Source organism: Streptomyces sp. NPDC107550 (assembly GCF_055639095.1).
On record NZ_JBVKBC010000015.1, the window covers coordinates 126,602 to 148,176 of the forward strand.

Sequence of the window (21,575 nt, forward strand, 5' to 3'; positions counted from 1 at the left end):
GGGGAACTGCGCGAACGGTCAGGGCAGCGGGCCCGTGCTGGAGGACCCCCCGTCAGAGGACGCGGGTCAGTTCTTCCAAGCGGACCAGGGCATGTTCCAGCCGTTGTAGCCGTTCTCAGGGGCCACCGTACGATCGTGGGAGCGCTTGACGATCACCACGTCCCCCACCATGGAGTGGTCGAAGAACCAGGCCGCGGAGATCTTCTTGTCGTAACCGCCCCGCACATCCCGCAACCCCACACACCCATGACTGGCGTTGAAGTTGCCGAAGGCGCCCCCGCCCCAGTAGTTGCCGTGGATGAACGTGCCGGAGTCGGTGAGCCGCATCGCGTGGGGCACGTCCTTGATGTCGTACTCCCCGCCGTAACCGACCGTCTCCCCGTTCATCCGGGTCACCCGGAGCCGCTCGCTGATGACCATCTGCCCGTTCCACGTCTCGTACCCGGGCTTGCCGGTCGTGACGGGGATGGTCTTGATGACCTTGCCGTCGCGGCGGACGGTCATCTTGTGCGTCTTGGCGTCGACCGTGGAGACCTGGCTGCGCCCGATGGTGAAGTCGACGGTGCGCACCTGCTTGCCGTAGACGCCGGGCCGGCCCTCGACACCGTCCAGGTTCATCGTGACGGTGACCTTGGTGCCCGGCGCCCAGTACTTCTCGGGGCGGAAGTCGAGCCGGTCGTTGCCGAACCAGTGGCCCTCGACGGGGACGGACGGCCGCGTCTTGATGGTGATGGCCTTCTCGACGTCCTCCGGCTTCGTGATGCCGCGCGTGAACCGCACCGAGAACGGCATGCCGACGCCGACCTTCGACCCGTCCTCCGGCGTGAACGTGCCGACGAACGTGTTCTTCGGCGTCAGCGTCGTGAACGTGGAGTCCTTCGCGGACTGCCGCCCGTCCTTGTCCTTGGCGACCGCGTGCACCTTGTACGTGGTGGAGGCCGCGAGGTGATGCGCCGGCTTCCAGCTCGTGCCGTCGGCGCCGAGCGCGCCCCGCACCTCGTTGCCCTTGGTGTCGGCGACCTTGACCTCGGTCAACTTGCCCTTGGCCGCGCTGACTTGGAGCGCCCCGCTGGTCGCCACGTCGTCCGCGCCGTTCCTCGGCGCGACGGTGACGACGGCCACCGACGGCTTGTTCGCCTCGCCGGCCTTGTCGTTCTTGCCGTCGTCGCCCGCGTCCGAACCGCCCCCGCATGCGGTGACCAACAGCAGCGCCGATCCCAGCAGAGTGGCCGATATCGGCCGTCGCCCGTTCACTATGGTCTTCTCCCCTCGCCGGGCCCAGGTCCAGGGCCCGCACCCCCGCGCGTCCCCGCGCACAGCGTCAGATTAACCGCACGACCTGGGGAAACGGAGCCCCCGTTGTGTCACCGTTCCGTTCCAACGCGGGCCCCGCGTCACCCCCGTACGCCGTCCGCTCTCCAGGCCGCCCAGCTCATGTTCCAGCCCCCGAGCCCGTTGTCCGCGGCGACCGTCCTGTCGGCGCTGTGGCGGACCTCGACGACGTCGCCGACGAGGGTACGGGCGTAGAACCAGCCGGCCGGGGTGGTCGCGGCGCCGCCCTTCACGTCCCGCAGCCCGACGCAGCCGTGACTGACGTTGGCGGTGCCGAAGACGCCTCCGGACCAGTAGTTGCCGTGCAGGAAGGTGCCGGAGTCGGTGAGCCGCAGGGCGTGCGGCACGTCGGGGATGTCGTACTCGCCGCCGAAGCCGACCGTGCGGGAGTTCATGCGCGTCACCTCCAGCTTCTCGGAGACGACCATCTTGCCGTTGTACGTGGTGGACGAGGGCGCCCCGGCGGTGATCGGCACGGTGGCGAGGGGGCGTCCGTCGCGCACGACGCGCATGGTGTGGGCGGCGGCGTCGACGGTCGCCACCTGGCTGCGGCCGACGGTGAAGGTGAAGGACTTGCGCTGGAGGCCGAAGACGCCGGGCGCCGCCTCCACGTCGCGCAGCCCGAGCCGGACGGTGACCTGAGTGCCGGGTCTCCAGTAGGCGCGGGGCCGGAAGTCGAGGCGGGTGCGGCCGAACCAGTGCGGGGCGACCTCGACGGCGGGGCGCGCGGTGACGCGTACGGCGCGCTCGACGGCGGCGCGGTCGCGGATCTCCCGGTTGAAGCGCAGACGGACGATCATGCCGGTGCCGACCGTGGCGCGGTCCTCCGGGGTGACGTAGCCGATGAAGCGGCGGGCGGGGACGGACGTGGTGAAGGTGGTGTGCCGGGCGACGCGGCGCCCGGTGCCGTCGACGGCCACCGCGTCGACGGTGTACTGGGCGGACAGGGAGAGGTGGTGGGCGCCCGGGCCGCTCGGGCGCCAGCGCGTGCCGTCGTCGTCGATCCTGCCGGGGACCCGCGCGTCCTGGGCGTCCCGCGAGCGGACGACCGTGACGGTCTCCAACCTGCCTTCGGGTACGCGTACTTGGAGGGTGTCGTCGCTTCTGACGTCCTTGGTGTCGTCGTCGGGGGTGACCTGGATCAGTTCCTTCGGTCCGCGCGGCTTGTCGGACGTGCCGTCTCCGTCGCAGCCGGCGAGTCCGCCGGCCAGTGCGGCCCAGGTCAGCAGGGCGGCCAGGGCCGCTTTCGCGCGTCGCGCGCGTCTCACAGCAGTTGTCACGTGAGCCCAACGACGCGGGCCCCGGCGGGGAAACGTGAGTGCGAGGCGCGCTGTGGGCAGAACAGAGGGAGGACGTTGTGTCGGGGAGCCGCGGCCGGGACGCCGCAGCTCCCCGCAGTCGTGGAGCCGCGGGAGGCTGACCGGTGTCGAGCGCACCCGAGCAGGAGGAAGTGCGGTCCGGGCCGGACGCCCGGAGCGTGGTGACCCCGAGGGCGGCGAGGGAGCGCCGTGAGCGCACTCCCCCGCTGCCGCCGCTCAGGCCGGGTACGCCGGTGCCGCTCGGCGCCCGCTTCCGGGTGGGCCCTGACGGCGTCGCGGGCACCAACTTCGCGCTGTGGGCGGGCGGCGCGGAGCGGGTCGAGCTGTGTCTGTTCGACGAGGCGGGCCGCGAGCGCCGCTCCCCGCTCGCGGACTCGACGCACGAGATCTGGCACGGCTTCGTGCCCGGGGTGCTGCCCGGCCAGCGCTACGGGTACCGCGTGCACGGCCGCTGGGACCCGTGGACCGGCGCCCGCTGGAACCCGGCGAAGCTGCTCCTCGACCCGTACGCCCGTGCCGTGGACGGGGAGTTCACGCTGCCGCCGGAGGTGTACGGGCATGTCCGGGACTGGCCCGAGCAGCATGTGGCGGACACCGTGCGCGACGGCCGGGACTCGGCGCCGTACGTGCCGAAGGGCGTCGTCGTGCACGATGACGACGACTGGGCGGACGACCACCGGCCGAAGACGCCGTGGGCGGACACCGTCATCTACGAGCTGCACGTACGCGGCTTCACGCGCCTCCACCCGGACGTCCCCGAGGAGCTGCGGGGCACGTACGCCGGTCTCGCGCACCCGGCGGCGCTCGCGCATCTGACGCGGCTCGGGGTGACGGCGGTTGAGCTGCTGCCGGTGCACCAGTTCGCGCACGAGGACCATCTGCTGCGCCGGGGCCTGCGCAACTACTGGGGGTACAACTCGATCGGCTACTTCGCGCCGCACGCGGGCTACGCGGCGTTCGGGACGGCCGGGCAGCAGGTCGGCGAGTTCAAGCGGATGGTGCGGGCGCTGCACGCGGCGGGCATCGAAGTCATCCTCGACGTCGTCTACAACCACACGGCGGAGGCGGGCGAGCTGGGCCCGACGCTCTCCCTGAAGGGCATCGACAACCGCGGCTACTACCGCCTCCAGGGCGACGCCCGCCGCTACGCCGACTACACCGGCTGCGGCAACACCCTGCACGTCGTGCAGCCGCATGTGCTGCGCCTGATCACGGACTCGCTGCGGTACTGGGTGACCGAGATGGGCGTCGACGGGTTCCGCTTCGACCTCGCGGCGGCGCTGGCCCGCTCGATGCACGACGTCGACATGCTCTCGCCGTTCCTCGCGGTGATCGCGCAGGATCCGGTGCTGCGCCGGGTGAAGCTGATCGCGGAGCCGTGGGACGTGGGCTCGGGCGGCTATCAGGTGGGCGCGTTCCCGCCGCTGTGGACGGAGTGGAACGACCGCTACCGGGGCGCCGTACGGGACTTCTGGCGCGGCGCGCTGCCCGATGTGCGGGACCTCGGGTACCGCCTGTCGGGCTCCAGCGACCTGTACGCGTGGGGCGGGCGGCGGCCGTACGCGTCGGTCAACTTCGTGACGGCGCACGACGGTTTCACGCTGCGCGACCTCGTCAGCTACGAGCGCAAGCACAACGAGGCGAACGGCGAGGGCAACCGGGACGGCTCCGACGACAACCGCTCCTGGAACTGCGGCGCGGAGGGCGAGAGCGACGACGCGTCCGTACGGGCCCTGCGCAGGCGGCAGTTGAGGAACATGCTGACGACGCTGCTGCTGTCGACGGGCGTGCCGATGCTGGTCGCGGGCGACGAGTTCGGGCGTACGCAGGGCGGCAACAACAACGCGTACTGCCAGGACGACGAGACGAGTTGGGTCGACTGGGAGCTGCTGGCCGAGCCGGGCTGGCGGGCGCTGTACGAGCTGACGGCGCGGCTGATCGCGCTGCGGCGCGCGCATCCGGTGCTGCGGCGGCGCTCGTTCTTCTCGGGGCGGGCGCACGCGGCGGACGGGCTGCGGGATCTGGCCTGGTTCACGGCGCGGGGCACGGAGATGACGGAGGGCGACTGGTACGCGCCTGCCGCCACGCTTGGCATGTATCTGTCGGGTCGGGACATCCCGGGCCGGGACGAGCAGGGGCTGCCGGTGCGCGACACCAGCTTCCTCGCCGTGCTGCACGCGGGCGCCCATCCGCAGCCGTTCGTGCTGCCGGCCGGGCCGTGGGCGTCCTCGTACCGGCTGGTGGTCGACACCGCGCGCGAGGAGCAGGCCGCCGCACCGGACGAGACATGGGCGCCCGGCGCGACGGTCACGCTCGCGCCGCGTACGGTCCTGCTGTTCGAGGCCGTCCTGTGAGGGGCCGCCTCAGACGGCGGGCGGTGTCGGTTCAGGCTGCGGGGCGGGCTCAGGCGGCGGGCGGGGCCGGTTCGCCGCGGTAGAAGCCGAAGGACCAGCGGTTGCCCTCGGGATCGAGGATGGCGAACTCCCGGTTCCCGTACGGCTGGTCGGCGATCTCGCGGAGGATCTTCACCCCGGCCGCGACGAGCCGCTCGTACAGGGCGTCGACGTGGTCGGTGACGACGTAGCAGCCGAAGGTGCCCGGCGCGAGGCACCAGGTGCCGGGTTCGGCGTCGGGCTTGTGGGAGCCGAGCATGACGCCGCCGCCCTCGGGCCAGTCGAGCTGGGCGTGGGCGACGAGGCCGCCGTCCTCGTACACGGCGGTCCGGGTGAAGCCGACGGTGTCGACGAGGAAGTCGATGAGCGCGGGCGCGTCCCTGGCCTGGAGGGTGGGCCAGACGGCGGGCGGGCGCGGGGCGCTGTTCTCACTGCTGCGGTCGGTGTCCATGGGGTCCACTCTCGCCGTTCAGATGCCCCCCGGCTTGGATGTTCCGGCACTCCTCGGCGAGCCACGCGGTGGGGCTGAGCCCGGTGTAGCGGTGGAAGGCCCGTACGAGGTGGGAGTGGTCGCTGTAGCCGTGCTCGGCGGCGACCCGGGCGAGGTCGGGCGCGGCGCCGGCGGCGACGGACGCGACGACGGCCGCCTTGGCGTGCTGGAACCGGATCAGCCGCCCGGCCTGCCCGGGGCTGAGCCCGGTCTCGGCACGGAACAGGGTGGTGAGCCGGCGTTCGCTGAGCGCGACGTGCGCGGCGAGCGCGGGCAGCGGGCCCGCGCCCCGGCGCGCGGTGAGCCAGGCCCACCCCTCGGCGACCTCGGGCCGCACCCCGGCGTACGGGTCGTCGGCGTGGCGCGCGAAGCGCCCGGCGAGCCGGTCGAAGCGCTCGCGCCAGTCCGGCGTCTCGCACAGCCGCTCGTGCAGCAGGGCGGCCTCGGGCCCGAGCAGATCCCTGCCGTCGGTGACGGTCCGCCCGGTCAGCTCGGCGGCAGGCACGCCGAACAGGGCGCGGGACGCGAGCGGGTGCACGGCGAGCTGGACGCCGGCCTCGTGGGCGGGCTGCGCGATGAACGCGGGGCTCTGGTGCAGCCCGCCGACGACGATCTCGGTGCGGTCCGCGTCCGGGCCGGTGGCCTGCTCGGGGGTGGCGCCGCTGACGACGGGCCCGTCCAGGGAGAAGATCACCGTGAGGTACGGGGAGGGCAGACCGCGGTGGAGCGCCGGGCGCACGCCCCGGGTGCGGTAGCCGACCGCCGAGACGACCGGGCCGCCGGGCCGTGGCGCGGCGCGCACGAAGGCGCGGGAGCCGGTGCTCATGCCTCCAGTATGGAAGCGGGCGGGCCGCCCGGCCAGTTTTCGGCCCTATCCGAGGATGCCCCGGTCGTAGGCGGCGGCGACGGCCGCGGCGCGGTCCTTGACGCCCAACTTGGTGTAGATGTGCGTCAGATGGGTCTTCACGGTCGCCTCGCTGATGAACAGCTCGCGGGCGATCTCCTTGTTGGCGGTGCCGCGCGCGACCAGGGCGATGACCTCGCGTTCGCGGGCGGACAGCGTGTCGTCGACCGGTGCGGCGGGCGCGCGTACGGCACTGACCAGGCGGGACGCGACGGCCGGGGAGAGCACGGTGCGGCCGTCGGCGGCGGCGCGGACGGCCGTGAACAGGTCCTCGCGGGGCGCGTCCTTGAGGAGGTAGCCCGTCGCGCCGGCCTCGATCGCGGGCAGCGTGTCGGAGTCGGTGTCGTACGTGGTCAGCACGAGGACGCGGGCCCGGGCGCCGCGCCTGGCCAGCTCCTTGATGGCGTCGACCCCGCCGCCGCCCGGCATCCGCAGGTCCATCAGGACGACGTCCGGGTCGAGGGCGAGGGCCCGCTCGACGCCCTCCACGCCGTCGGCCGCCTCGCCGAGCACGGTGAAGCCGGGCGCGGAGTCGAACATGCCGCGCAGGCCGTCCCGTACGACGGGATGGTCGTCGACGATCAGCAGGGTGATCACGGAGTCAGTCATGGCGCACCAACGGTACGCGAGCGCAGATCGCGGCGCCCCCGCCCGGTTCCGACTCGACGGTGACCTCGCCCGCGAGGCGTTCGGCGCGGGCGCGCATGCCGTCGAGGCCGAAGCCGCCGGTGGCGCCGGAGCGGGCGGTGCGGTGGGAGACGGCGAGCGGGTCGAAGCCGCGCCCGTCGTCGCGGACGTCGAGGGTGACCTCGCCGGGCATGAAGGACAGGGTGACGCCGACACGGCCGGCCCCCGCGTGCCGGGCGGCGTTGGACAGGGCCTCCTCGGTGATGCGCAGCAAGGTCGCCTCGATCTCGTCGTGGAGGGGTTCGGCGGGGCCGGTGAGGGTGAAGTCGGCGCGGACGCCGGTGCGTTCGGACCAGTCGGCGACGGTGCGGGCCAGGGCCTGGGCGAGCGTGGCGTCGTCGAGGGCGGCGGGCGCGAGGTTGCGTACGGAGCGGCGGGCCTCGCCGAGACTGTGCCGGGCGAGGTCGCTGGCGCGGCCGAGGTGGGTGCGGGCGGTCTCCAGGGTGCGGGCGCCCGCGACGACCTGGAGCTGGGCGATGATGCCGGTCAGGCCCTGCGCGATGGTGTCGTGGATCTCGGCGGCGAGCCTGCGGCGTTCGTCGGCGACGCCCGCTTCCCGTGCCTGGAGGACGAGTTGGGCGTGGAGCTGGGCGTTCTCGTCGAGGGCCGCCTGGAGGGCCTTGTTGGTGCGTTCCAGTTCCTGGATGGTGCGGTGCTGGACGAGGGCGCGCTCCTGCTCCTTCTCCTGGAGCCGGCCGCTGACCACCACGAAGATCATGTTGGCGACGACGAGTCCGCCGAAGACGCCCCAGCCGAGCGGGCTGCCGGGCGGGAAGCCGCCGCTCTGGGCGCCGGCGACGATGACGACCGAGCCGAACAGTCCCGCGGTGCGCAGGCGCGGGGGCAGGAAGCGGTCGGTGTCGAAGTAGCCGCAGGCGGCGAAGAACGCGAAGAACGGGTTGGCGAGCGCGCACACGAAGGCGGCGCCCCAGCGGACCGCGTACGCGCAGGTGGTGGCCGCGTCCTGGCCCGGCCGGAGCCGTTCGTGCCGCCCGAGCCAGAGCTGCACGCCGAGGGCGAGGACGCTGAGGGCGCCGACGACGGTCCAGTCGAGGCGGTCCATGCCGACGAGGGCGGAGGTGGCGGCGCTCAGCAGGAGGCTGACGGCGAGCAGGACGTAGGGTCCGTACCGGTGGACGACGTGCCAGGAGTCGCCGGGCAGCCCGCCGGCCGCGGCGGCACCGGCGGGCGGTACGGGGGCGTCGGCGGGCGGCACGGAGACCCCGGCACCGGAGCCCGGGGCGGGGCCCGTGCCGGTGTCGGGGGCGGGGTCCATGGGTGGGACGGGCATGGCCCCAGTCTGCATCGGCGGGCGCCGCGTCATGCTCACTCCCAGCGGAACCAGCGGGCCGCCGCCCCGCTCAGGAGGACCGCCCACCCGGCGACGACGAGCAGATGGACGAGGCCCGGCCAGTGCCCGGCGGCGGCCTGGTCGAGCGCGCGGGACGCGGCGCCGAACGGCGTGAGTTCGACGATGCGGCCCAGGGTGTGCGGCATGGCCCGTACGGGGAGCCAGACGCCCGCCGTGAACATGGACGGGAAGAAGACGACCGTGCCGATCGCGGCGCTGACCTTGGCGGTCGTCGCCCGGGCGCTGACGAGGGCGCCGAGCGCGAGGGCGACGGCCACGGCGAGGAGGAGCGCGAGGACGTACCCGGCGAACTGGCGCGGCAGCGCGACGTGGAAGGCGATCCGGCCGACGGCGAGGCAGAGCGCGGCGGAGATCAGGATCGCGGCGCCGTGGATGGTCATCTGGGCGCCGAGCAGGGCGGAGGGCCGCACCGGGGTGGTGGACATGCGGCGCAGGATGCCGTGTTCGCGGTACCCGGCGAGGATCGGCGGCATCGACTGGAGGCCGGCGGCGATCATGCCGAGCAGGACGGCGACCGGGACGTACGCGTCGACCAGGCGCAGCCCGCCGAGCGAGGGGTCGCTCTCGCGGAACCCGGGGATGCAGCCGAGGACGACGAGCAGGGCGACGGGCAGCAGCAGGGTGCCGAAGAGGCTGTTGGGTTCGCGCAGGAACAGCCGGAACTCGGCGGTGAGCACGGCCCGCCGGGCGCCGGGGCGGACCGGCGCGGGGGCGGGGGCGGTGGGCGCGGTGGCGGTGGTCATGACCGGTCGGCTCCCGTGAGGTCGAGGAAGGCGTCGTCGAGCGTGGCGTCGGTGACGCGCAGGTGGTGGGCCTGGACGTGGTGGCGGGCGAGCAGCGACAGCAGCGCGTCGAGGGTCTCCTCACCGCCGGTCAGGGTGGTGCGGCCGTCCTTGTGGGTGACGGAGGCGAGGGCGGGCAGCGCGGCAAGCTCGGCGTCGTCGAGCGGGGCGGACGGCGTGAAGGAGATGACGGTGGCGCCCGCGGCCTGCCGGATGAGCCCGGCGGGGGTGTCGAGCGCGGCGACGCGGCCCTTGTCGATCACGGCGACCCGGTCGCACAGGCGTTGGGCCTCCTCCATGAAGTGCGTGACGAGCAGGACGGTGACGCCCCGGTCGCGGACGTCCTCGATGAGGTCCCACGTGTCGCGCCGGGCGCGCGGGTCGAGCCCGGTGGTCAGTTCGTCGAGGACGACGACGCGGGGGTCGCCGACCAGCGCGAGCGCGATGAACAGGCGCTGCTTCTGGCCGCCGCTCAGCCGCGCGAACCGGGTGCCGAGCTTGTCCTCGATCCGCAGCCGCCGCGCGAGGGGCCGCCAGTCCAGCGGGGCCGGATAGAACGACGCGTACAGCTCCAGCGCCTCGCGCACGGTCAGCTTCGGCTGGATGCGGCTCTCCTGGAGCTGGGCGCCGAGGATGCGGCTGACCTGCGCGTGGTCGGCGACCGGGTCGAGCCCGGCGACCCGCACCCGGCCGGCGTCCGGCGCGCGCAGCCCCTCGACGCACTCGACGGTGGTCGTCTTGCCGGCCCCGTTCGGCCCGAGGATCCCGAAGATCTCCCCCTCCCCCACGGTGAACGACACTCCGTCCACCACGTCCCGTCCCGCATACGTCTTGCGCAGCCCGTCGACCTCGACGAGCCCGCCCGTCTTCATCACCATGCCCCCACCCTCCCGCCACCCCCGCTCCCCCCACATCCCCCGACCCGCTCCTCTCCCCCATCAACCGATCGGCTGATGCCGGTACGACTCGGGGGCGGGCGCGGGCCCCCGGTGAGCGGCTTAAATGCGGTGGGATCGGAGGGGGTGGGGTCCGTAGGGTGCTTGGGTGGGGTCTTCATATGTAGGTGCCAAGGAGTCGGGGCGGGCGGGTGCCGTGCGGACGCTGGCGCGGCTGTGGCCGTATGTGCGGCCGGTGCGCGGGCGGTGGGCCGGGGCCGCGGTGGTCGCTGTGGTCGCGTCGTGTCTGGGGCTCGTGTTCCCGCTGGTCCTGAAGTGGATCGTGGACGGGCCCGTACGGGAGCGGGATCCGGGCGAGGTGTGGCTAGGGGCGGGGGTGCTGCTGGCGCTCGGGGTCGCGGAGGCGCTGCTGTTCGGGCTGCGGCGGTGGATGGTGGCCCGGCCGCTGTCGCGGGTCGAGGCGTCGATGCGGGCGGATCTGTACCGGCATCTACAACGGCTGCCGGTGGCGTTCCACGACCGGTGGGCGTCGGGGCAGTTGCTGTCGCGGGCGACGACGGACCTGATGGTCGTGCGGATGTTCCTGGCGTTCCCGCTGACCTTCCTGTTCGTGAACGGCGTGACGATCGCCGTCGGCCTCGGCGTCCTCGTCGTACAGGACTGGGGGCTCGGGCTGCTGCTGCTCGCGCCGGCGGTGCCGCTGGTCGCGGTCTGCTACCGGTTCGAGCACGGGTACGCGCAGGCGTCGCGCCGGGCGCAGGACCAGGTGGGCGATCTGACGACGGTCGTCGAGGAGTCGGTGCTCGGCATCCGCGTCATCAAGGGGTTCGGCCGGCACCGCAGCCAGGCCCGCGCCTTCTGGGAGCTGTCCCGTACGGTGCGCGGTACGGAACTGCTCAAGGCGCGGCTCCTCGCGGGCATCCTCACCGTGATCACCGCGCTGCCCGAAGTGGCCCTGGGCGCCGCCCTGGTGCTCGGCACGGTCCGCGTCGCCGATCACGAACTGTCGGCGGGCACGCTGGTGGCGTTCTTGTCGACGGCGCTCGCGCTGCGCTGGCCGATCGAGTCCATCGGGTTCCTGCTGGCGATGAGCCAGGAGGCGGCGACCGCGACCCGCCGGTTCTTCGAGGTGATGGACGAGACCGAGGAGGACCCGCGCGTACGGGAGGGCGGGGGCGGGCCCGCCGGTGACGGACTGCGGTTCGAGGGCGTCGCGTTCCGCTACCCGGACGCCGCGCCCGACGCGGCGCCGACGCTGCGCCGCATCGACCTGCATGTCCGCTCGGGCGAGACGATGGCGCTGGTCGGCGCGACGGGCAGCGGCAAGACCACGCTGACGGCGCTGGTCCCGCGCCTGTACGACGTCACGGCCGGCCGGATCACGCTCGACGGGCGGGACATCACGGCGATGCCGCGCGAGGAGCTGCGCACGCTGGTGTCGATGGCGTTCGAGGAGCCGACCCTGTTCTCCGCGAGCGTCGCCGAGAACGTGCGCATGGGCGCGGAGAGCGCCTCGCCGGAGCAGGTCGGCAAGGCGCTGGAGGTGGCGCAGGCCAATTTCGCGCACCGGCTGCCAGACGGCCTCGACACGGAGGTCGGGGAGCAGGGCCTGAGCCTGTCCGGCGGTCAGCGCCAGCGGCTCGCGCTGGCCCGCTCCGTGGTCGGCTCGCCGCGCTTCCTCATCCTCGACGACCCGCTGTCGGCCCTCGACGTACGCACGGAGGCGGCCGTGGAGGCGGCGCTGCGCGAGGTCCTGGCCGACAGCACGGCGCTGGTGGTGGCCCACCGCCCGTCCACGGTGCTGCTCGCCGACCGGGTCGCGCTGCTGTCCGGGGGCCGGGTCACGGCCGTCGGCACCCACCAGGAACTGCTGCGCACCAGCGCCGAGTACCGGCATCTGATGTCCGGTGACGACGAGAGCGACGACGAGAGCGCCGGCGAGAGCGCGGACGACATCGCGGGGAGGGCCGCTCGGACATGACGACCACGACGGACACGAAGACGCGCGGGCCCGGCGACGAGCAGGAGCCCGCCCCGCAGGCGCCGACCGCGCAGGCCGGCCCGGGCGACCCGTTCGACCGGGACGACCTGCCCACGCCGCCGGGCGCGACGGGCGGGCTGCTGCGCTCGCTGCTCGCCCCGCACCGGCGCGGGGTGCTGCTCACGGTCCTGTCGCTGCTGGTGCAGCAGGCCGCCGTGCAGTCGGGCCCGCTGATCGTCGCGTACGCCATCGACAGCGCGGTCCCCGCGTTCCGCGACCACCGCTACGGGCCGCTCGTCGCGGTCGCGGTCGGTTTCCTGCTGACCGCGTGCTGCTCGGCCCTCTTCCAGTACGTGTACGTACGGCTGTCCGCGCGGGTCAGCCAGGACGTGCTGCTCGAACTGCGCGGGCGGATCTTCCGGCACGCGCAGACGCTGAGCGTCGACTTCCATGACCGGTACACGTCCGGCCGGGTCATCTCGCGGGCCACGACGGACGTCGAGTCGCTGCGCGAACTGCTCAGCGAGGGCCTCCAGGAACTCATCACGGTCGTGCTGGCGTCGGCGTACATCGTCGTCATGCTGCTGTGGCTGGATCTCGGCATCGGCGCGGTCGCCGCGGCCTCCTTCGCGCCGCTGTACGTGCTGATCCGGATGTACCGGCGGCGCGCGGCACGGGCGTACGGGGAACGGTCCACAGCCATCGCGGCGGTCATCGTCCGCTTCGTGGAGACGATGAACGGCATCCGGCCGGTGCGCGCGTTCCGCCGCGAGCGCGCCAACGACGAGCGGTTCGCCGCGCTCAACCACCGTCACGAACGGGCCAACGGCACGGCGCTCCTGGAGATGGCCCGCTACGTCGTCGGCTCCCGGCTCCTGGCGAACACGGCGGTGGCCGGCATGGTCCTGTGGGGCGCGTACCGGGTGGCCGGCGGCACGCTGGAGCTGGGGGTGCTCGCGGCGGCCGTGCTGTTCGTGCGGCGGCTGTACGACCCGATCGACCGGCTGGCGATGTTCCTCAACTCCTACGAGTCGGCCGCCGCGTCCCTGAAGAAGATCGCGGGGCTGCTCGCGCAGGTGCCGTCGGTGCCGGAGCCGGCGCAGCCGAGGGAGTTGCCGGCGGGGCGGGAGGGGCGGCCGGGGCGTGAAGTCCGGTTCGACGACGTGTCGTTCGGGTACCGCACGGGCGGCGAGGTGCTGCCCCGGTTCGATCTGCTGCTGCCGGCCGGGCAGACCGTCGCGGTGGTCGGCTCGACGGGCGCGGGCAAGTCGACGCTGGCCAAGCTCCTCGCCCGCTTCTACGACCCCTCGCACGGGCGGGTGCTGCTCGACGGCGTGGACCTACGGGACCTCTCGCACGGTGCGCTGCGCCGCGAGGTCGTCATGGTGACGCAGGAGGCGTTCCTGTTCTCCGGGACGGTCGCCGAGAACATCGCCATCGGGCGGCCGGAGGCGAGCCGGGAGGAGATCGAGCGGGCGGCGCGGGCGATCGGGGCGCACGAGTTCATCGTGGCGCTGCCGGACGGGTACGACACGGATGTGCGCAAGCGCGGGGGGCGGATCTCGGCGGGGCAGCGGCAGTTGGTGGGGTTCGCGCGGGCGTTGCTGGCGGATCCGGCGGTGCTGATTCTCGACGAGGCGACCAGTTCGCTGGACGTGCCCGGGGAGCGGGCGGTGCAGCGGGCGATGCGGACGGTTCTGCGGGGGCGGACGGCTGTGGTGATCGCTCACCGGCTGTCTACGGTGGGGATCGCGGATCGGGTGCTCGTGATGGAGGGCGGGCGGGTCGTCGAGGACGGCGCGCCGGCGGAACTCCTTGCAGGAACGGGTGCGTTCGCCTCCCTGCACCACGCCTGGCAGGCCAGCCTGAAGTAACCCAGCCCCTGAGGTGACAGCCCCGTCGGGCGGGTTCGTCGTCCTCGACTTTCGTCGTGGCTGATCGCGCAGTTCCCCGCGCCCCTGAGGAGCGGGGCTTCGCCCCAGCTCCCCAGGGGAGGAGGTGGCGACGAAGTCGCCCCGACAGGGGCGCGGGGAACTGCGCGAGACGCTCCACCGGGCCGCAGGTGAACGACAAGCCCAGGGGGCAGGGCCCCTCCAGGGGCGCGGGGAACTGCGCGACCTGCCACCCACCCGGCGAAGGGCCCCGTGGACGGGAGGCGAAAAATGGCCACGGGGCCGGTGAACCCCGGACGACCTGGAACCCGCCGACGCCGTAGGCACCCGGCACGGATAGCGAACACCAGCCACCGCCCACCGAACCAATTCCGGCCAACCTGCCCGCACGCCGCTGACAGACCCCGCCCCGTGCTGCCACTCTTCCCAACGGCCGCCGCACCGCTGCCCCACAGCACAAGCGTCCACGGCCGTTCCACGCGCTCCACCCGCACCGCCTGCACTGCGTTCTGCCCGGACGGCCACCCGCCGCCCGGTCCCCACGGGCCGCCCACCCCTGCGCGGCCACGCAGAAGGAGTCATGCGTTGAGAACCTCCACCTCCCACAGACGGCGGGTCACCGCCGCCGCCGCGGCCGGCGCCGTCACCGCTCTGCTGGCCGTCGCGTTCCAGGCCGGCCCCGCCGGCGCGGCCGACGCCCGGGACGCGAGCCCGGCCGCGAAGGCCACGGCGAACGCGTTCCGGGGCGCGCACCCCGGCGCGCTGCCCGTGAAGCTCTCCCCCGCCAAGCGCGCCGAACTGCTGCGCGCGGCGAACGCCACGAAGGCCGACACCGCGAAGGAACTCGGCCTCGGCAAGCAGGAGAAGCTCGTCGTGCGCGATGTCCTCCAGGACCGCGACGGCACGACGCACACCCGCTACGAGCGGACCTACGCGGGCCTGCCCGTGCTGGGCGGCGACATGATCGTCGACGCGTCGAAGTCGGGCGCCCAGGAGGGCGTCACCAAGGCGTCCAAGGCGCGGCTGAAGAACGTCGACACGACCGCCGACGTGAAGCCGGCCGCGGCGACGGCGCAGGCTCTGAAGCTGGCGAAGGCCGACGGTTCGAAGAAGGCCGCCGCGGACCGGGCGCCCCGCAAGGTGGTGTGGCTCGGCCAGGGCGCGAAGCTCGGGCAGCCCACGCTCGCGTACGAGACGGTGGTCGGCGGGCTCCAGGACGACGGCACGCCGAACGAGCTGCACGTCATCACCGACGCGACCACCGGCAAGAAGCTGCACGAGTGGCAGGCCATCGAGACGGGCACCGGCAACACGCAGTACAGCGGCACGGTGACGCTCGGCACCTCGCAGTCGGGTTCGTCGTACACGCTGAACGACACCGGGCGCGGCGGGCACAAGACGTACAACCTGAACGGTGGTTCGTCCGGCACGGGCACGCTGTACTCGGGCCCGGACGACGTGTGGGGCAACGGCTCGGCGACGAACTCCGAGACGGCCGCCGCCGACGCGCACTACGGCGCCCAGCTCACCTGGGACTACTACAAGAACGTGCAGGGCCGTACCGGTATCCGGGGTGACGGCGTCGGCGCGTACAGCCGGGTCCACTACGGCAACGCGTACGTCAACGCGTTCTGGGACGACAGCTGCTTCTGCATGACGTACGGCGACGGCACCAGCAACACGCACCCGCTGACGTCGATCGACGTGGCCGCGCACGAGATGACGCACGGCGTCACCTCCAACACGGCCGGCCTGAACTACTCGGGTGAGTCCGGCGGTCTGAACGAGGCGACGTCCGACATCTTCGCGGCGGCCGTCGAGTTCTACGCCAACAACCCGAGCGACCCGGGCGACTACCTCGTCGGCGAGAAGATCGACATCAACGGCGACGGCACCCCGCTGCGCTACATGGACAAGCCGAGCAAGGACGGCGCGTCGAAGGACTCCTGGTACTCCGGTATCGGCTCGATCGACGTGCACTACTCCTCGGGTCCGGCCAACCACCTCTTCTACCTGCTCAGCGAGGGCAGCGGGACGAAGACGATCAACGGCGTGACCTACAACTCGCCGACCTCGGACGGCCTTCCGGTCACCGGGATCGGCCGGGACAAGGCCGCGCTGATCTGGTACAAGGCGCTGACCACGAAGTGGACCTCCACCACCAACTACGCCGGTGCCCGCACCGGTGCGCTGGCGGCGGCGAGTGATCTGTACGGCGCGACGAGCGCGGAGTACAAGGCGGTGCAGGACGCGTTCGCCGCGATCAACGTGGGCGCCCGCTCCGGCGGCTCCGACCCGGGCACGGGCAAGACGTTCACCAACGACACCGACGTGGCGATCCCGGACTACCCGGGCGCGGCGGTGACCTCGTCGGTGACGGTCTCCGGCATCAGCGGCAACGCGCCGTCCACGCTGAAGGTCGGCGTCGACATCGTGCACACGTGGAGCGGTGACCTCCAGGTGGACCTGGTGGGCCCGAGCGGCAAGACGTACCGGCTGCACAGCTCGACGTACGACTCGACGCCCAACATCCAGACCACGTACACCGTCAACGCCTCCACGGAGCCCGCGAACGGCACGTGGAAGCTGAAGGTGCAGGACCTCGGCCAGCAGGACACGGGGTACATCAACAGCTTCAAGCTGACCTTCCCGTAAGCCGCGCGGCTCACTTGGTCTGGGCGCGTCGCCCCGGTGGTTCAACTCCCCGGGACGGCGCGCCCGTTCATGTTCCGTTCGCAATCCGTGCGTCAGTTTTCGCTCAACGGACGAATTCCGGCCAACCTGCGGTCGCGTACATGACAGCCCTGGTCCGGTGCTGCCAGAGTTTTGCCCGCACCACCGCACCACCCGCACCACCGCTCGATCACGCACCACCGCTCGATGACGCACCACCCGCACGGCAAAGCTCGGTCTCCCCCACACCTCTCAAGGAGCTTTCTTCGTGACTCCCCCCATATCCCGCCGCACCCGCCGCACCACGCTCTCCCTCGCCACCGCCGTCGCCGCCGGCGCCCTGCTGAGCACGGCGTTCACCACCGCCGGCGCCTCCGCCGCGCCCGCCGCCCCCGGGGCCGCCCCACTGGCCCTGAGCGCCTCCGCCCGCGCCGACCTGATCGCCGACGCGAGCGACAGGTCGGCCGCCACCGCCAAGGAGTTGAAGCTCGACTCCAAGGAGAAGCTGGTCGTCCGTGACGTGGTCAAGGACCGCGACGGCACCACGCACACCCGCTACGAGCGCACCTACGAGGGCCTGCCGGTCCTCGGCGGCGACCTCGTCGTCCACGAGTCGAAGTCCGGCAAGCGCGAGGGCGTCACCCGCGCCACGTCGAAGTCGATCGACGTCCAGACGGCCGGCGCCACCCTCAAGGCTGCCCCCGAGGGCGCCCGCAAGGTCGTCTGGGCCGCCACCGGCACCCCGAGACTGGCCTTCGAGAAGATCGTGAAGTCCGTCAAGAAGGACGGCACGCCGAGCCGCCTGCACACCATCACGGACGCCGCGACCGGCAAGAAGATCTTCTCCTACGACGAGATCCACACCGGCGCCGGCGAGTCGCAGTACAGCGGCAGCGTCACCATCGGCACCACCAAGAGCGGCACGTCGTACGCGCTCACCGACGGCACGCGCGGCGGGCACTCCACGTACGACCTCAAGCACGGCTCGTCCGGCAAGGGCACGCTGTTCACCGACGCCGACGACAAGTGGGGCAACGGCACGACCAGCGACCCCGCGACCGCCGGTGTCGACGCGGCCTACGGCGCCCAGGTCACCTGGGACTACTACAAGAACGTGCACGGCCGCTCGGGCATCAAGGGCGACGGCAAGGGCGCCTACTCCCGCGTCCACTACGGCAACGCGTACGTCAACGCGTTCTGGGACGACAGCTGCTTCTGCATGACGTACGGCGACGGGCAGGGCAACGCCAAGCCGCTGACCTCGATCGATGTCGCCGCCCACGAGATGAGCCACGGCGTCACCTCGGCGACGGCGGGCCTGATCTACTCGGGCGAGTCCGGCGGTCTGAACGAGGCGACGTCCGACATCTTCGGCACGTCCGTCGAGTTCTACGCCAACAACAGCAAGGACGTCGGTGACTACCTCATCGGCGAGAAGATCGACATCAACGGCAACGGCACGCCGCTGCGCTACATGGACAAGCCGAGCAAGGACGGCGCGTCGCTCGACTCCTGGAAGACCGGCGCGGGCAACGTCGACGTGCACTACTCGTCCGGCATCGCCAACCACTTCTTCTACCTGCTCAGCGAGGGCAGCGGGACGAAGACGATCAACGGCGTGACCTACAACTCGCCGACCTCCGACGGCTCGACCGTCACCGGCATCGGCCGCGCGAAGGCCGAGAAGATCTGGTTCAAGGCGCTGACGACGTACTTCACGTCGAGCACCAACTACGCCAAGGCGCGCACCGGCACGCTGAGCGCCGCGCAGGCCCTGTACGGCGCGTCCTCCGCCGAGTACAAGGCGGTCGCCGCCGCCTGGTCGGCCGTGAACGTGAAGTGACCTCGCTCGTGAAGTAACCCTGGCTGTACGTGAGTTGGCGCCCGGACCGTTCGACGGTCCGGGCGCCTTCCCTCGCGTACGGGAGTGCCGCGCGCCTCAGCGCAGCAGGACGCCGCCCTCCCGCGCGCTGTGGTCGTCGGCGACGGCGACCAGGCCCGTCTCGGCGGGTGAGGCGAGCAGGCGGTGGGCGGGCAGGACGCGCACGGTGTAGCCGTAGGGTCCTGGCCGGTCCAGGCAGAGGGGGCCCTCGTAGGACCAGCGGCCGTGCTCGTCGGGCCCGGCGACGGGCTTGAGCGGGACGGTCGTCGCCCGCGTGATGCGGTCCTCGGCGTCCACCCGGCCGGCGACCGCCTGCACCTCCACGTCGTCCGGGGCGAGGTCGCCCAGGGCGACGCGGACGTGCAGGGCGAGCGTCGCGCCGAGTTCGGTGCCGGGCGCCGACGCCTCGACGTGGTCCACGGCGACCCCGGGCCAGGCGGCGCGCACCCGCTGCTTCCAGCGGGCCAGCTCCCCTGCCGCGTCCGGGGTCAGGGCCCGGTGGGCGCGCGCGGCGGGGGCGTAGAGCCGCTCGACGTACTCGCGGACCATGCGGCCGGCGAGGACCTTCGGGCCGAGGTGGGTGAGGGTCCTGCGGACCATCTCGATCCAGCGGTCGGGCAGGCCGCCGGGGCCGCGCTCGTAGAAGCGGGGAGTGACCCGGCGCTCCAGCAGGTCGTACAGCGCGGCGGCCTCCAGGTCGTCGCGGCGCTGCTCGTCGGTGGCGGCTGAGCCGTCGGCGGAGGGGATCGCCCAGCCGAAGTCGGGGTCGAACCACTCGTCCCACCAGCCGTCGAGGACGGACAGGTTGAGGCAGCCGTTGAGGGCGGCCTTCATGCCGGAGGTGCCGCACGCCTCCAGCGGGCGCAGCGGGTTGTTGAGCCAGATGTCGCAGCCGGGGTAGAGGGTGCGGGCCATGGCCATGCCGTAGTCGGGCAGGAAGACGATGCGGTGGCGGACGCGGGGGTCGTCGGTGAAGCGGACGAGTTCCTGCACGAGCCGCTTGCCGCCGTCGTCGGCGGGGTGCGCCTTGCCCGCGACGACGATCTGCACGGGCCGCTCGTCGTCGAGCAGGAGCCGCTTGAGCCGGTCGGGGTCGCGCAGCATGAGGGTGAGGCGCTTGTAGGAGGGGACGCGGCGGGCGAAGCCGATGGTGAGGACGTCGGGGTCGAGGACGCCGTCGATCCAGCCGAGTTCGGCGGTGCCCGCGCCGCGCTGGCGCCAGGACGCGGCGAGCCGGTCGCGGACCTCGTCGACGAGCCGGGCGCGCAGGGTGCGGCGCAGCTCCCAGATCTCCTGGTCGCCGATGTCGGCGACGGCGTCCCAGCGGTCGGAGCCGCCGACGGACAGGGCCTCCTCGGTGCGCTGTTCGCCGAGCCGGGCGGCGGCGAGGCGGTGGACCTCGGGGGCGACCCAGGTGGGGGCGTGGACGCCGTTGGTGACGGAGGCGAGGGGGACCTCGTCGGCGTCGAACCCGGGCCACAGGCCGGCGAACATCTCGCGGCTGACGCGGCCGTGCAGGGTGGAGACGCCGTTGGCGCGCTGGGCGAGGCGCAGGCCCATGACGGCCATGTTGAAGACGCCGGGGTCGCCGCCCTCGTACGTCTCCCTGCCGAGGTCGAGGACGCGGCGCACGTCGAGGTGGGGCAGTTCGGCGCCGGGGCCGAAGTGCCGGGCGACGAGGTCGCGGTCGAAGCGGTCGATGCCGGCCGGGACGGGCGTGTGCGTGGTGAACAGGGTGCCGGCCCGGACCGCTTCGAGGGCGGCGTCGAAGTCGGCGCCCTGGGCGGTGAGTTCGCCGATGCGCTCGACGCCGAGGAAACCGGCGTGGCCCTCGTTGGTGTGGAAGACCTCGGGGTCGGGGTGACCGGTGGCCCGGCAGTAGGCGCGCACGGCGCGGACGCCGCCGATGCCGAGCAGCATCTCCTGGAGGAGGCGGTGTTCGCTGCCGCCGCCGTAGAGCCGGTCGGTGACCTCGCGTTCGTGGGCGCCGTTCTCCTCGACGTCGGAGTCGAGGAGCAGCAGCGGGACGCGGCCGACGCGGGCCTGCCAGACGCGGGCGAGGAGCCTGCGGTCGGCGGGCAGGGCGAGGGCGAGGTGTACGGGGGTGCCGTCGGGCTCCCTCAGGAGGGTCAGGGGCAGCTCGTTGGGGTCGGTGACGGGGTAGGTCTCCTGCTGCCAGCCGTCGCGGGACAGGGACTGGCGGAAGTAGCCGTGGCGGTAGAGCAGGCCGACGCCGATGAGCGGGACGCCGAGGTCGCTGGCGGACTTGAGGTGGTCGCCGGCGAGGATGCCGAGGCCGCCGGAGTACTGGGGCAGGGCGGCGGTGATGCCGAACTCGGGCGAGAAGTAGGCGACGGCTGCGGGCAGTTCGCCGCTCTGGCGCTGGTACCAGCGGTCGTCGTGGAGGTAGCGGCGCAGGTCATCGGCGGCGTCCTGGAGGCGGGCGAGGAAGCCGGGGTCGGCGGCGAGCGCGGCGAGCCTGTCGGGGGTGAGGCTGCCGAGCAGCTTCACGGGGTCGCTGTCGCCGCGCGGCGGATGTTCGGGGTCGAGGGAGGCGAACAGGTCTCGGGTGCGGGCGTGCCAGGACCACCGCAGGTTCCCGGCCAGCTCGTGGAGCGGGGCCAGGGGTTCGGGCAGGACCGGGCGGACGGTGAATCGACGGATGGCCTTCACGGTTCCGGTTCCCCTTTCGCTGGGCGCGGGGGCGTCGGCGGTTCCGGGGCACACGGCCCCGGACTCCCCCGTCGTCGCCTCCGACGGTAGTGGCGCACCGCCCCCCGAACCACGGCGCCTCGCGGAACCCCCCGGCGCGCCGGGGGGCGCGGGGGGTGCGGCAGGCGCGGGGTGGGGGTGCGGTCCGGCGCGCGGGACGGGGGTGCGGCCACGCGCGCGGGGCGGGGTTTGCGGGCTCCCGCACAGCTCGGGACTCCGGTCCGCCGCAGATCGGGGTTCCGGTCCGGCGCAGCGCCGGG

At 73.0% G+C, this 21,575-nt stretch carries 14 protein-coding genes; 5 read left to right on the plus strand and 9 right to left on the minus strand.

Translation table 11 applies throughout. The features are described from left to right. Positions 1-66: 66 nt before the first annotated feature. Positions 67-1,254 (minus strand): L,D-transpeptidase, encoded by a 1,188-nt coding sequence (locus tag ACZ7LY_RS21015; protein WP_471626155.1) that lies wholly within the window; start codon positions 1,252-1,254, stop codon positions 67-69. Positions 1,255-1,394: 140 nt separating this feature from the next. Continuing rightward, a complete protein-coding gene (locus tag ACZ7LY_RS21020; protein ID WP_471626156.1) occupies positions 1,395-2,600 on the minus strand; it encodes a L,D-transpeptidase in 1,206 nt (401 codons plus the stop codon). 155 nt (positions 2,601-2,755) lie between these two features. Between ACZ7LY_RS21020 and glgX the strand changes: the two genes are divergently transcribed. Beyond that, a complete protein-coding gene (glgX, locus tag ACZ7LY_RS21025; protein WP_471626157.1) occupies positions 2,756-5,005 on the plus strand; it encodes a glycogen debranching protein GlgX in 2,250 nt (749 codons plus the stop codon). Between the two features lie 49 nt (positions 5,006-5,054). Here the strand turns inward: glgX and ACZ7LY_RS21030 are convergent, their stop codons facing one another. The 6 genes from ACZ7LY_RS21030 to ACZ7LY_RS21055 are packed head-to-tail and all read right to left on the minus strand — an operon-like array spanning position 5,055 to position 10,157. After that, the gene (locus tag ACZ7LY_RS21030) at positions 5,055-5,495 is read right to left on the minus strand and encodes a VOC family protein (RefSeq protein WP_471626158.1); all 441 of its coding nucleotides are present in this window, start codon (positions 5,493-5,495) and stop codon (positions 5,055-5,057) included. Continuing rightward, positions 5,473-6,360, minus strand: a complete 888-nt coding sequence (locus ACZ7LY_RS21035) for an AraC family transcriptional regulator (protein ID WP_471626159.1) — start codon at positions 6,358-6,360, stop codon at positions 5,473-5,475. The genes ACZ7LY_RS21030 and ACZ7LY_RS21035 overlap by 23 nt, the downstream gene beginning before the upstream one ends. Before the next feature lie 45 nt (positions 6,361-6,405). Further along, a complete protein-coding gene (locus ACZ7LY_RS21040; RefSeq protein ID WP_471626160.1) occupies positions 6,406-7,047 on the minus strand; it encodes a response regulator in 642 nt (213 codons plus the stop codon). After that, positions 7,040-8,416, minus strand: a complete 1,377-nt coding sequence (locus ACZ7LY_RS21045) for a sensor histidine kinase (protein WP_471626161.1) — start codon at positions 8,414-8,416, stop codon at positions 7,040-7,042. The genes ACZ7LY_RS21040 and ACZ7LY_RS21045 overlap by 8 nt, the downstream gene beginning before the upstream one ends. Positions 8,417-8,451: 35 nt before the next feature. Next, entirely contained in the window at positions 8,452-9,240 is a 789-nt protein-coding gene (locus tag ACZ7LY_RS21050; protein WP_471626162.1) for an ABC transporter permease, read from the minus strand. Next, positions 9,237-10,157: an ABC transporter ATP-binding protein gene (locus tag ACZ7LY_RS21055; RefSeq protein ID WP_471626163.1), complete on the minus strand. Its 921-nt coding sequence runs from the start codon at positions 10,155-10,157 to the stop codon at positions 9,237-9,239. Before ACZ7LY_RS21055 ends, ACZ7LY_RS21050 begins: the two co-directional genes overlap by 4 nt. Positions 10,158-10,323: 166 nt before the next feature. Here ACZ7LY_RS21055 and ACZ7LY_RS21060 point away from each other — a divergent pair, with 166 nt between their 5' ends. From ACZ7LY_RS21060 to ACZ7LY_RS21075, 4 genes are all read left to right on the plus strand, one after another. Further along, a complete protein-coding gene (locus ACZ7LY_RS21060) occupies positions 10,324-12,156 on the plus strand; it encodes an ABC transporter ATP-binding protein (RefSeq protein ID WP_471626164.1) in 1,833 nt (610 codons plus the stop codon). Continuing rightward, a complete protein-coding gene (locus tag ACZ7LY_RS21065; protein ID WP_471626165.1) occupies positions 12,153-14,030 on the plus strand; it encodes an ABC transporter ATP-binding protein in 1,878 nt (625 codons plus the stop codon). The genes ACZ7LY_RS21060 and ACZ7LY_RS21065 overlap by 4 nt, the downstream gene beginning before the upstream one ends. Before the next feature lie 603 nt (positions 14,031-14,633). Beyond that, complete coding sequence (locus tag ACZ7LY_RS21070) at positions 14,634-16,703, plus strand: M4 family metallopeptidase (protein ID WP_471626166.1); 2,070 nt, start codon at positions 14,634-14,636, stop codon at positions 16,701-16,703. Between the two features lie 286 nt (positions 16,704-16,989). Then, positions 16,990-18,564, plus strand: a complete 1,575-nt coding sequence (locus ACZ7LY_RS21075) for a M4 family metallopeptidase (RefSeq protein WP_471626167.1) — start codon at positions 16,990-16,992, stop codon at positions 18,562-18,564. Positions 18,565-18,660: 96 nt separating this feature from the next. On the opposite strand, the gene glgP is transcribed toward ACZ7LY_RS21075, so the two are convergent. Further along, a complete protein-coding gene (gene glgP, locus ACZ7LY_RS21080) occupies positions 18,661-21,276 on the minus strand; it encodes an alpha-glucan family phosphorylase (RefSeq protein WP_471626168.1) in 2,616 nt (871 codons plus the stop codon). Positions 21,277-21,575 lie beyond the last annotated feature (299 nt).